We start from the raw sequence: 11,945 nt of genomic DNA on the forward strand, positions 1-11,945 counted from the left end.
GGAGTGCCGCGATGATCGTTCGTCCGCGCGAGCACTGGCTGCGCATGCTGCTGGTGTGGAACGGCTCGGTGCTGCCGACGATCCTGCCGCAGCTCGTGCTGACGCTCGTCATCAGCCTGGTCGCTGTCTGGGGCGGCGGCCGCGTGCTCGGCGAGAAGGTGCCGCTGAACCCGACGCCATTTACGCTGATCGGCCTGACGCTCGCGATCTTCGCGGGCTTCCGCAACAACGCCAGCTACGATCGCTACCGGGAGGCGCGGCAGCTGTGGGGCGGCGTGCTGACCGCCGCGCGCACGCTGACGTCGCAGGCGCTCTGCTACGGCGCGGTTTCGGCCGACGCGCATGAGCGGCGCGCGTTCGTGCGCCGCGTCATCGCGTTCGTCTATGCGCTCAAGCACCAGTTGCGCGGCACCGATCCGGCCGACGATCTGCGCCCGCTGCTCGACGACGCGACCCACGCGCGCGTCGCCGCCGCGCGGTTTCGTCCCGTCGCGATCGTGCACGAGCTGCGCGCCGCCTTCGCGGCGCGCGCCGACGCTGGCCGGCTCGCCGAGACGCGGCTGTGGATGCTCGATGCGCGTCTCGACGATCTCGTCTCGATGGTCAGCGGCTGCGAGCGCATCGCGTCGACGCCGATCCCGTTCTCGTACGACGTGCTGCTGCATCGGACGATCTACGCATACTGCGTGCTGCTGCCGTTCGGCCTCGTCGATTCGATCGGCGCGGCGACGCCGTTCGTCACGGTATTCGTCGCCTACACGCTGATCGCGCTCGACGCGATCGCGCATGCGATCGCCGAGCCGTTCGGCGACGGGCCCAACCATCTCGCGCTCGATGCGATCGCGCGGCAGATCGAGCGCACGCTGCTCGAACTGAACCGCGAGCCGCTGCCGGCGGAAGTGACGCCGGTCAAGGCGTATCGGCTCAGCTGAGACGGCACCGCGCGATCGTTGCGCCGGGCCGGCTCGCGCCACCGGCGCGGGCCGGCAATCACCCGACGTAATAAACGCTTGCAATCGACACATTTCGAGCGTCAACAGGCGGCGACGGCCGCGCGTTTTTTCGTCAAGCGCCCACGATCCGGATGCGCAACGACAGGAGAAACATCATGCGAGCCCTTATCCGCCCTCTCGCGATCGCCGCCACGCTGATGTCGGTGCTGACCGGCACCGCTTTCGCCGACACGCCGTGGCAGCACGCGCATCCGCGCCGCGAACAGGTCGACCAGCGCCTCGCGAACCAGAATCGCCGCATCCATCGCGAAGTGAGGGAGGGCGAGATGTCGCACGCACAGGCCGCGCGCCTGCACCGTGACGACCGCCAAATCCGCCAGGAAGAGCGGGACATGGCCGCGCAGGATCGCGGCCACATCACCAAGAGCGAACAGCATGTGCTGAACCGGCAGGAAAATGCGGTCAGCAACAGGATCGGTCAATAAGCGTCCACGACAGACCGATCGATCCGCGCCGAGTCGCCACCGTCTGAACACCCGCTGCCCGATGCGGCAGCGGGTGCTTGTTGTATCGAATCGTTTCAGCTCGCCATCCGTGTCGGATGCCGCGGGTATACTTCGTCGTCAACCGCGCGCGTCGCGCTTCGAAAACGACGCAATGCGCCGCGGTTTCGTCGCGAAGCTTCGCGTTTCGCCTTCCCCGCGCCCCAGCCTCGACACGAGAGACACGACGATTCGACCATGAAACGATTCCTGCTGCTCCTGCCCGCCGCCCTGCTCGCCGCCTGCGGCTCGACGCCTTCGTCCGATTCGGCCGCGTCCGGCGCGGCGCCGATGATCTACGTGTCGTCGCAGCGCCCTGCCCATGCGATCGCGAGCTGTCTCGACAACCGCCTGTCGAGCACCGAACAGTCGCAGCACAACGGCGTGACAGACATCACGGTCGGTTCGCGCGCGTACTTCGTCACGCTGACGCCGTCGGGCAGCGGCTCGGTCGTCAAGGTCGTGCGCGGCTCCGGCAGCGAGCCCGCCGAAGAAGCGATGCGCTTCGCGATCGCGCGCTGCGTGATCTGAGCGCGCCCGTGCCGGCGCGAGACGCGCGGCATCGAATACTTTCGTCCGGGCTGCAGTCGATGAGAGAATCGCACGACGATTCCCTTCCGATGGAGCCCGCATGAAGCATCTGCTGTCCCGGCTGTTCGTCAGTGCCGCGCTCGTCGCGCTCGTTCCGGCGCTGCCGGCCGACGCGGCGACGCCGCCCGGCATCTTCGTCGTCGCCACCCAGCTCGGCGAATTCACGACGCTCGATCCGAGCCAGATCTACGAGCTCGTGCCGTCCGAGTATGTCGCGAACACCTACGAACGGCTCGTGCGCGTCGACCTGAAAGACCCGACGCGCTTCAACGGACAGATCGCGCAGTCGTGGACGGTCGGCGCCGACGGGCTCACCTACACCTTCAAGCTGCGCCCCGGCCTCACGTTCCACTCCGGCAATCCCTTGACCGCCGACGACGTCGCGTGGTCGCTGCAGCGCACCGTGCTGCTCGACAAGGGGCCGGCCGGCGTGCTCGCCGATCTCGGCCTGACGAAGGCCAACGTCATGCAGAAGGTGCGCGCGGTCGACGCGCAAACTTTCGTGCTCGAGACGGACCGTGCGTACGCGCCGAGCTTCGTGCTCAACGTGCTGAGCGCGTGTCCGGCATCGGTGCTCGACAAGAAGCTGCTGCTGTCGCACCAGCAGGGCGACGACTTCGGCAGCGGATGGCTGAAGACCAACGATGCGGGCTCCGGCCCGTACCGGCTCGTCAAGTGGACGCCGAACGAAAGCATCGTGCTGCAGCGCTTCGATCAGTACCGCACGCCGTATCCGATGAAGCGCGTCGTGCTGCGCCACGTGCCGGAGGCATCGGCGCAGCGGCTGCTGCTCGAGAACGGCGACGTCGACGCCGCGCGCAATCTGAGCCCCGACAGCCTCGCCGCGCTGACGAAGGCCGGCAAGATCAAGGTCGCCGCGTGGCCGGTGTCCGCGCTGCTGTATCTGAGCCTGAACACGAAGAATCCGAATCTCGCGAAGCCGGACGTGCAGCAGGCGATCAAGTGGCTCGTCGATTACGACGGCATCCAGCGCAACATCGTCAGCACGACGTACAAGGTCCATCAAACCTTCCTGCCGGAAGGCTTCCTGGGCACGCTGAACGCGCGGCCCTACAAGCAGGACGTCGCGAAAGCGAAGGCGCTGCTCGCGAAGGCCGGGCTGCCGAACGGCTTCGACGTGACGATGGACATGCCGAACGACTATCCGTACATCGAGATCGCGCAGGCGCTGCAGGCGAACTTCGCACAAGGCGGGATCCGCGTGAAGCTGATCGCCGGCGATGCGAAGCAGGCGATCGGCAAGTACCGTGCGCGCCAGCACGACATCTTCATCGGCGAATGGTCGCCCGACTACATGGACCCGAACAGCAACGCGCGCGGCTTCGCGTGGAATCCGGACAATTCGGATCAGGCGAAGACGAAGATGCTCGCGTGGCGCAACAGCTGGGACATTCCGCAGCTGACGAAGGACACCGAGGCCGCGCTCGTCGAGCCGTCGCCCGCGAAACGCGCTCAGCGCTACGAGGCGCTGCAGAAGGCCGTCCTCGCGAATTCGCCGTTCGTCATCATGTTCGAGAAGGTCGTGCAGGTCGCGACGCGGCCGGGCGTGACGGGCCCGGAGATCGGGCCGATCAACGATCTCGTGTCGTACCGCACGCTCGCGAAGTAAGGCGCGCGGCGCGGCTCGCGCGGATCGGCGCGGCCGCTCGCAGGCGGGCCGCGTCGCGTACCGTTGCGGCGGTCGTTCGGTTTAACACTGCCCGCTGCGGATACACGTTCGGCGCGGCGGCGGCGACGGTCGTCGTCGTCGCCGCCGCCGGACGCCTCCTCACTGGCCGACGTCGCGCGCGACAGCAGCCGTCTACGCCTTCGGCCCCTGCGCCGGCGTCGTGGTTAACCGCCTCGATCGCGCTCTATCGCCACCGCCCCTCGATAGTTTTTGTCCACTAGCGCGAATGTTTTTGGCTTTGTTAGATACGTGACATTCCAATGTCAAACGACAACGATCTAACATCCGATGGCTTGCACGTTCGTCCGTACCGTCGAATCGCGCTTTGCCGAGCTGACGCCGACCGCGAAGCGCATCGCGAGCTACATGCTCGCGAACGTCGACCGGCTCGGCCTCGAAACGGCCGACCAGATCGCGCAGCAGACCGGCACGAGCGGCATCTCGGTCGGCCGCTTTCTGCGCAGCGTCGGCTATCGCAATCTCGACGACCTGAAGCGCGAGCTGCGCGGCGCGAGCGACCGGCCGTGGATGATCACCGACCGTCTCGACGAATATCGCCGGATAGCGCGCACCGCGCCGAGCGGCGACGCAGGCGGCGAGAACGCGCTCGCCTCGTCGCTCGAACGCGAGCTCGATGCGATCCGCCACGTGTACCGGCTGGCCGAAGGCCCGGTGTTCGCGCAGGTCGCCGACCGCATCGCGCATGCCGATGCGGTGTTCATCGTCGGGATCCAGTCGACGCGCGGCATCAGCAACGCATTCAGCAGCTACCTCGAATATCTGCGCCCGCGCGTGTTCTATTCGGACGGCCAGTCCGGCTCGTACGTCGATTCGCTGAACTCCGAATTCGAGCGGCCGTACTCGATCGTCACCGACACGCGTGCGTATTCGCGCACCGCGCGCCGCTACTGCGAAACGGCGGCCGAACTCGGCCAGCCGTTCGCGCTCGTCACCGATCTGTATTGCCCATGGGCACGCGACTGGCCGGCCGACCTGCTGCAGGTCAAGACCGACGTCGGCCAGTTCTGGGATTCGCTCGCGCCGCTCACGTGCCTGTTCAACCTGTTGATCACGGCCGTCGTCGACCGTCTCGGCCCCGCCATCGACCGGCGCGTCGCGCGCAACCGCGAATTGCAGCGCACCTTCGATCAATTCGAATCCTGAGAGAACCCATTTGCCGATGAACGATCACCGCCTCGTCGAAATCACGCCCGCCACGCATCGCGTCGAGATCGACCTCGTCTATGCGACCGAGCGCAATCTGACCGGCAAGCCGATCTACCGCCGCGCGCACTGCCTGTTGCTCGCGCCGGCCGAAGCGGCGCTGCGCCGCGCGGTGGACGTCGCCGCGCAGGCCGGCTTCACGCTGCGCATCTACGACGCGTATCGGCCGCCGCAGGCGCAGCAGGTGCTGTGGGACTTCCTGCCCGACCCGAACTTCGTCGCCGATCTCGGCCGCGGCTCGAATCATAGTCGCGGCACGGCGCTCGACCTGACGCTCGTCGGCACCGACGGCGAACCGCTCGACATGGGCACCGGCTTCGACGAGATGGTGGCCGCATCCGGGCACTTCCACGCGGGGCTGCCCGAGGCCGTGCAGCGCAACCGGCTGCTGCTGCTCGGCGTGATGCATGCAGCCGGCTTCGCGCATATCGACAGCGAATGGTGGCACTACGAGCTGCCCGGCTCGCGCGCGCTGCCGCTGATCGACAACGACGCCAGCGGCCCGTGGCGCCTGATGTGACGCACGTCCCCCTTTCCGTTCACGTTCAACGACATCAACGACAGATGGAGCGCCCATGAAACCCCTGACATCCCGGCTCGTCAGCGCCGCCGTGCTCGCCGCCGCACTGACCTCCGCACCGTTTTCCGCCGCACGCGCGGAAACCCCGAAGGACATGTTCGTCATGGCCACGCTGCTGGACGAATTCATGACGCTCGATCCGGCCGAGATCTACGAGCTCGTGCCCGAGGAATACGTCGCGAACACCTACGACCGGCTCGTGCGCGTCGACCTGCGCGATCCGTCGAAATTCAACGGCGACGTCGCGCAGTCGTGGACGATCAGCGCGGATGGCCTCACCTACACGTTCAAGCTGCGCAGCGGGCTGAAGTTCCACTCGGGCAACGCGCTGACGGCCGACGACGTCGTCTGGTCGATCCAGCGCGCGGTACTGCTCGACAAGGGCCCCGCCGCGGTGCTGACCGGCATCGGCTTGACGAAGGCGAACGTGGCCGCGAACGTGAAGAAGCTCGACGACCAGACGGTATCGATCACGACCGACCGCAAGTACGCGCCGACCTTCGTGCTGAACGTGCTCGGTTCCTGGCCGGCCTCGGTCGTCGACCGGAAGCTGCTGCTGTCGCACCAGCAGGGCAACGACCTCGGCAACGCATGGCTGAAGACCAACGAGGCCGGCTCCGGCGCCTACAAGCTCGCGAAGTGGACGGCCGGCGACAGCATCGTGCTGCAGCGCTTCGACGGCTATCGCCTGCCGCTCGCGATGAAGCGCATCGTGCTGCGTCACGTGCCCGAGGCGGCCAGCCAGCGGCTGCTGCTCGAGAACGGCGACGTCGACGCCGCGCGAGACCTGAGCCCCGACGATCTCGCGGCCGTCGTGAAGTCCGGCAAGGCGAAGGTCACGGCATCGCCTCAGGCGACGCTGCTCTATCTCGGCCTGAACACGAAGAACGCGACGCTCGCGAAGCCCGAAGTGCAGGAAGCGCTGAAATGGCTCGTCGACTATGCGGGGATCCAGCACAACGTCGTGAAGACGACCTACAAGGTGCATCAGACCTTCCTGCCCGAAGGCTTCCTCGGCGCGCTGAACACGAACCCGTACAAGCTGGACGTCGCCAAGGCGAAGGCGCTGCTCGCGAAAGCCGGGGTGCCGAACGGTTTCTCGGTGACGATGGACGTGCGCAACGACTATCCGTACACGGAGATCGCGCAGGCCGTGCAGGCGAACTTCGCGCAGGCGGGCATCAAGGTGCAGCTGATTCCGGGCGACAACAAGCAGACGCTCGCGAAATACCGCGCGCGCCAGCACGACATCTATATCGGCGAATGGTCGGCCGACTACATCGATCCGCACAGCAACGCGCAGGGCTTCGCATGGAACCCCGACAACGGCGACAAGTCGCCGTACAAGATGCTCGCCTGGCGCAACAGCTGGGACATCCCGAAGCTGACGAAGGAAACCGACGCGGCACTCGCCGAACCGACCGCCGCCAAGCGCGCGGCGCTGTATCAGGCGATGCAGAAGGAGCTGCTCGCGCAGTCGCCGTTCGTGATCATGTTCGAGAAGGTCGCGCAGGTCGCGACGCGGCCCGGCGTCAGCGGGCTCGAAGTCGGACCGATCAACGATCTCGTGTCCTACCGCAACCTCAAGAAGCAGTAACGGCCGCCGCATGTCGACTCCCGTCTCCACTCTCGAAGCGCTCCGCACGCTGCCCGCGCGGCGTCCGGCCGTCCGCTGGATGCTGCGCGTGCTGCGCTGGGCCGTCACGCTCGCCGTCACGTTCGCGGGGCTGCTCGCGCTGACCTTCGTGATCGGCCGCAAGGTGCCGATCGATCCGGTGCTCGCGATCCTCGGCGATCGCGCGTCGGCCGAAGCGTACGCGGCCGAGCGCATCGCGCTCGGACTCGACAAGCCGCTCGTCACGCAATTCCTGATCTACGCGCGCGACGTGCTGCACGGCAATTTCGGCGTCTCGCTGCTGACGTCGAACCCCGTGCTCGACGATATCAAGCGCGTGTTTCCCGCGACGCTCGAACTCGCGACAATCGCGACGCTGATCGGCATCGCGATCGGCGTGCCGCTCGGTGTCGCGGCTGCGGTGAAGCACAACCGGCCGATCGATCACATCGCGCGCTTCATCGGGCTGATCGGCAATTCGGTGCCGGTGTTCTGGCTCGGGCTGATGGGGCTGCTGCTGTTTTATGCGCGGCTGCATTGGGTCGCCGGGCCGGGCCGGCTCGATCCGGTATACGACGGGATGGTCGACACGCGCACCGGCAGCCTGCTGATCGACGCGGTGCTCGCCGGCGAATGGGACGTGTTGCGCAATGCGCTCTCACACATCGCGCTGCCGGCCGCGATCCTGGGCTACTACTCGGTCGCGTATCTGAGCCGGATGACGCGTTCGTTCATGCTCGATCAGCTCAGCCAGGAATACATCGTCACCGCGCGCGCCAAGGGCCTCTCCGAGCGCCGCGTGATCTGGCGTCACGCGTTCGGCAACATCGCGGTGCCGCTGCTGACCGTGATCGCGCTCACGTACAGCAACCTGCTCGAAGGCTCGGTACTGACCGAGATCGTGTTCGCGTGGCCGGGCCTCGGTTCATACCTGACGGGCGCGCTGCTGAATGCCGACATGAACGCGGTGCTCGGCGCGACGCTCGTGATCGGCGTGATGTTCATCACCGTCAACCTGCTGACCGATGCGCTCTACCGCGTGTTCGATCCGCGTGCACGCTAAGGACCGCTTTGCCATGCCCGCTTCCCCGCTGCTTCCGTTTCACTCGCTTCCGAAGGTCGACCGATGACGAATGCCGACCGTGTCACGCTGCGCGCGTGGCTGCTTTCCGATGCGCCGGCGTCGCGCTCGCAGGCCGCGCTCGGGCTCACGTATCGCCGCTGGCGCCGCTTCGCGACGAATCCGCTCAACCTGTTCGGGCTCGCGATCCTCGTCGCGCTGATCGTCGTGGCGATCGTCGGCCCGCTGATCATGCCGCACGATCCGCTGCGCCAGGTGCTCGGCGATCGCCTGCTGCCGCCGGGCTCGCCGACGCACTGGCTCGGCACCGACCAGCTCGGCCGCGACATCCTGTCCCGGCTGATCGGCGGGTCGCGGCTCACGCTCGGCATCGCGCTGCTCGTCGTCGCGATCGTCGTGCCGATCGGGCTGGCGATCGGCACGACGGCCGGCTATTGCGGCGGCTTCGTCGACAGCGTGCTGATGCGCATCACCGATATCGCGCTCGCGTTCCCGAAGATCGTGCTCGCACTCGCGTTTGCCGCGGCGCTCGGGCCGGGCGTCGTCAATGCGGTCGTCGCGATCTCGATCACCGCGTGGCCTGCCTATGCGCGGCTCGCGCGCGCCGAGACGATCCGCATCGCGCAGGCCGACTACATTCATGCCGCGCGGCTGCAAGGCGCGTCGGGACCGCGCATCCTGCTGCGCTACATCGTGCCGCTGTGCATGTCGTCCGTGATCGTGCGCGCGACGCTCGACATGGCCGGCATCATCCTGACCGTCGCCGGCCTCGGCTTCCTCGGCCTCGGCGCGCAGCCGCCGAGCCCCGAATGGGGCTTCATGGTCGCGTCGGGCCGCAACGTGCTGCTCGACGCATGGTGGGTCGCGACGCTGCCCGGCGCGGCGATCCTGCTCGTGAGCCTCGCGTTCAACCTGCTCGGCGACGGGCTGCGCGACGTCTTCGATCCGCGACATGGAGCGTGACATGCAAACCACTTCCACCGTCGCAACCGCCGCGCCGCTGTGCGAGATCGACGGCCTGAAAATCGGCTTTCGCGGCCACGACGGTACCGTCATCGACGCGGTGCGCGACCTCTCGCTGACGCTCGCACCGGGCGAGCGGCTCGGCATCGTCGGCGAATCGGGTTCCGGCAAGTCGCTGACGGGCCGCGCGCTGCTCGGGCTGCTGCCGGACGCCGCGCGCTGCTCGGCACGGACGATGCGCTTCGCGGGCCACGACCTGCTCGCGATGTCGCCGCGCGAGCGCCGGCGCCTGTGCGGCAGTCAGATGGGCATGATCCTGCAGGATCCGAAGTATTCGCTGAACCCGGTGATGACCGTCGCGAAGCAGATGGGCGAAGCGTTCCGGCGCCACGAGCCGGGCCTGCGCGGCCGCGCGCTGCGCGAGCGGATCGTCGAGGCGCTCGCGGCCGTGCAGATCCGCGATCCCCAGCGCGTGGCCGACGCGTATCCGCACGAGCTGTCCGGCGGGATGGGCCAGCGCGTGATGATCGCGATGATGGTCTCGACGGGGCCGCGGCTGCTGATCGCCGACGAGCCGACGTCCGCGCTCGACGTTGCCGTGTCGATGCAGGTGCTCGCGGTGCTCGACGCGATGATCGCGCGGCACGATACGGGGCTGATGTTCATCAGCCACGACCTGCCGCTCGTGATGTCGTTCTGCGATCGCGTCGCCGTGATGTACGCGGGACGCGTCGTCGAGACCTGTGCCGCGCGCGATCTGCAGCATGCGACACATCCGTACACGCGCGGGCTGCTCGCGGCCAACCCGCCGCTCGCAAATCCGCCCGTCGAGCTGCCCGTGCTGCAGCGCGATCCGGCATGGCTCGACGCGCCCGCGCGCGCCATTCGACAGGAGGCTGCACGATGATCGACGTCGATCACGCATCGATCCGTTTTCCGACTCGCACGGGCCATGTCGACGCCGTGCGCGACGCGAGCTTCGCGGTGCGCGACGGCGAGGTGTTCGGCCTCGTCGGCGAATCGGGCTCCGGCAAATCCACGCTGCTGCGCGCGCTGACCGGCCTCGTTCCGCTCGCGTCCGGCCGGCTCTCGATCGACGGGCGGCCGATCGCCGGCACGCCCGATCGCGCGTTCCGCCGCCGCGTGCAGATGGTGTTCCAGGATCCGTACGCGTCGCTGCATCCGCGCTTCACGGTGGATCAGACGCTGCGCGAGCCGCTGTCGATCCATCGGATCGGCGACGCCGACGCACGCATCGCGCGTGCGCTGTCCGAAGTCGGGCTCGGCCCCGCGTTCCGCTTCCGCTATCCGCATCAGCTGTCGGGCGGCCAGCGACAGCGCGTCGCCATCGCACGCGCGCTGATCCTCGAGCCGCGCGTGCTGCTGCTCGACGAGCCGACGTCCGCGCTCGACGTCTCCGTGCAGGCCGAGATCCTGAACCTGCTGCGGCGCCTGCATCGCGAACGCAACCTGACGATGATCATCGTCAGCCACAATCTCGCGGTGATCGGCTTCCTGTGCCAGCGCGTCGCGGTGATGCAGCACGGTGCAATCGTCGAACAGCTGCGGATCGAGGACGTGCGTGCCGGACACGTCGCGCGCGACTACACGCGCACGCTGCTGCAGGCGACCGAAGGCTATCGGCGCCTCGCGCCGGCCGCCTGACATCCCGGCGACGCAACGGCATGCGATACTGCGCCCGCCGCCGATGCACGGAACCCCGATGCGCCGCGCGGGTCCATTCCGTTTCGATAACCGCTGAACAGCGATAGGGAGGCATCCATGCTGCAATTCATCGAAACCCTCGTAGTCGGTCTGATCGTCGGCCTCCTCGCCCGTGCGCTCAAGCCGGGCGACGACAAGATGAGCCTGCTGATGACGACGATCGTCGGTATCGTCGGCTCGCTGATCGCCGGCTACGTCGGCCGCGCCGCCGGCTGGTATGCGCCCGGTCAGGGCGCGGGCTGGATCGCGTCGATCATCGGCGCGATCGTGCTGCTCGTGATCGTCGGCGCGGTGCGCAAGCGCGCGACCTGAGCGCCGGCGCGCCGGCGCGCCGCTTCGGCATGCCGTACGGCCGCTCGTTACGAGCGGCCGTTTTTTTTGCCGCGGCCGACAGCCGTTGCGCGCGCAACCGCACGCGCCGGACACCTGCTCGTGCACGACGCGACGCCGCACGATCCCGACTTGCGAACGCGCCGATTCCGTCTACATTGATTGAAACAGCCGCACGCCGCTTGTGCGGTTTCAAGATTTCGTCTTTTTCACTCAAGAGGTCCGATGCCGTTGCCGTTTACGTATTCAGCATCGCCGCGTTGACGGGCTGCCGTCCGAGCGGCCCCGCCGCGATGCGCTGCCACTCTGGAGCCTGTCATGAAGCATCGCGTGACCGCCGCATCGTTCGTCCTGGGTGCGTCGCTTCTGGCCTCGTCCCTGTCTTTCGCCGGCGCGACGTCCGGCGTCATCCATTTCTCCGGCATGATCGTCGAGCCGCCGTGCTCGTTCGCGCTCGATGCGCCGGCCGCGCACGTGCGACCCGACTGTCCGCGTCCGACGGCCGGCCGCATCGAGTTCGTCGACGCGGCGACGTTGCAGCCGGTACGGACGACGACCTTTACGCAGGCGTCGCGCGCAATCGTTTTACCGACGCGCCCGGGCGGCGAACGCTCGCCGATGATCGCGATCGTCACGTATCAGTAAGCGGGC

The 11,945-nt window shown here is 67.6% G+C and carries 13 protein-coding genes; all 13 read left to right on the forward strand.

Translation table 11 applies throughout. The features are described from left to right. The first annotated feature begins 11 nt into the window (after positions 1 to 11). The 13 genes from NP80_RS09105 (at position 12) to NP80_RS09165 (ending at position 11,939) form a co-directional block, all read left to right on the forward strand. Entirely contained in the window at positions 12 to 932 is a 921-nt protein-coding gene (locus tag NP80_RS09105; protein ID WP_006410057.1) for a bestrophin family protein, read from the forward strand. A 176-nt stretch (positions 933 to 1,108) separates the two neighbouring features. Next, positions 1,109 to 1,438 (forward strand): hypothetical protein, encoded by a 330-nt coding sequence (locus tag NP80_RS09110; RefSeq protein ID WP_035488099.1) that lies wholly within the window; start codon positions 1,109 to 1,111, stop codon positions 1,436 to 1,438. Positions 1,439 to 1,693: 255 nt separating this feature from the next. Next, entirely contained in the window at positions 1,694 to 2,026 is a 333-nt protein-coding gene (locus tag NP80_RS09115; protein WP_006396861.1) for a sugar ABC transporter ATPase, read from the forward strand. Between the two features lie 100 nt (positions 2,027 to 2,126). Next, entirely contained in the window at positions 2,127 to 3,716 is a 1,590-nt protein-coding gene (locus tag NP80_RS09120; protein WP_006410063.1) for an ABC transporter substrate-binding protein, read from the forward strand. A 348-nt stretch (positions 3,717 to 4,064) separates the two neighbouring features. After that, a complete protein-coding gene (sapR, locus tag NP80_RS09125; protein ID WP_006403289.1) occupies positions 4,065 to 4,940 on the forward strand; it encodes a sap1 transcriptional regulator SapR in 876 nt (291 codons plus the stop codon). A 16-nt stretch (positions 4,941 to 4,956) separates the two neighbouring features. Next, a complete protein-coding gene (ddpX, locus tag NP80_RS09130; protein ID WP_035946761.1) occupies positions 4,957 to 5,520 on the forward strand; it encodes a D-alanyl-D-alanine dipeptidase in 564 nt (187 codons plus the stop codon). Between the two features lie 55 nt (positions 5,521 to 5,575). Then, the gene (locus NP80_RS09135) at positions 5,576 to 7,177 is read left to right on the forward strand and encodes an ABC transporter substrate-binding protein (protein WP_006410055.1); all 1,602 of its coding nucleotides are present in this window, start codon (positions 5,576 to 5,578) and stop codon (positions 7,175 to 7,177) included. A gap of 10 nt (positions 7,178 to 7,187) precedes the next feature. After that, entirely contained in the window at positions 7,188 to 8,258 is a 1,071-nt protein-coding gene (locus NP80_RS09140) for an ABC transporter permease (RefSeq protein WP_006408454.1), read from the forward strand. Positions 8,259 to 8,321: 63 nt separating this feature from the next. Next, positions 8,322 to 9,239: a nickel transporter permease gene (nikC, locus tag NP80_RS09145; RefSeq protein ID WP_006410058.1), complete on the forward strand. Its 918-nt coding sequence runs from the start codon at positions 8,322 to 8,324 to the stop codon at positions 9,237 to 9,239. Between the two features lies 1 nt (position 9,240). After that, a complete protein-coding gene (locus NP80_RS09150) occupies positions 9,241 to 10,146 on the forward strand; it encodes an ABC transporter ATP-binding protein (RefSeq protein WP_006403282.1) in 906 nt (301 codons plus the stop codon). Beyond that, positions 10,143 to 10,904 carry an ABC transporter ATP-binding protein gene (locus tag NP80_RS09155; RefSeq protein ID WP_006403280.1) on the forward strand — a complete coding sequence of 254 codons (762 nt, stop codon included), beginning with the start codon at positions 10,143 to 10,145 and terminating at the stop codon, positions 10,902 to 10,904. Before NP80_RS09150 ends, NP80_RS09155 begins: the two co-directional genes overlap by 4 nt. Before the next feature lie 117 nt (positions 10,905 to 11,021). Further along, positions 11,022 to 11,276 (forward strand): GlsB/YeaQ/YmgE family stress response membrane protein, encoded by a 255-nt coding sequence (locus NP80_RS09160; protein WP_006410062.1) that lies wholly within the window; start codon positions 11,022 to 11,024, stop codon positions 11,274 to 11,276. 336 nt (positions 11,277 to 11,612) lie between these two features. After that, on the forward strand, positions 11,613 to 11,939 hold the full coding sequence (locus NP80_RS09165) for a type 1 fimbrial protein (RefSeq protein ID WP_006410056.1): 327 nt from the start codon (positions 11,613 to 11,615) through the stop codon (positions 11,937 to 11,939). Positions 11,940 to 11,945: the final 6 nt, after the last annotated feature.

Source organism: Burkholderia multivorans ATCC BAA-247, assembly GCF_000959525.1.
Classification (GTDB): Bacteria; Pseudomonadota; Gammaproteobacteria; order Burkholderiales; family Burkholderiaceae; genus Burkholderia; species Burkholderia multivorans.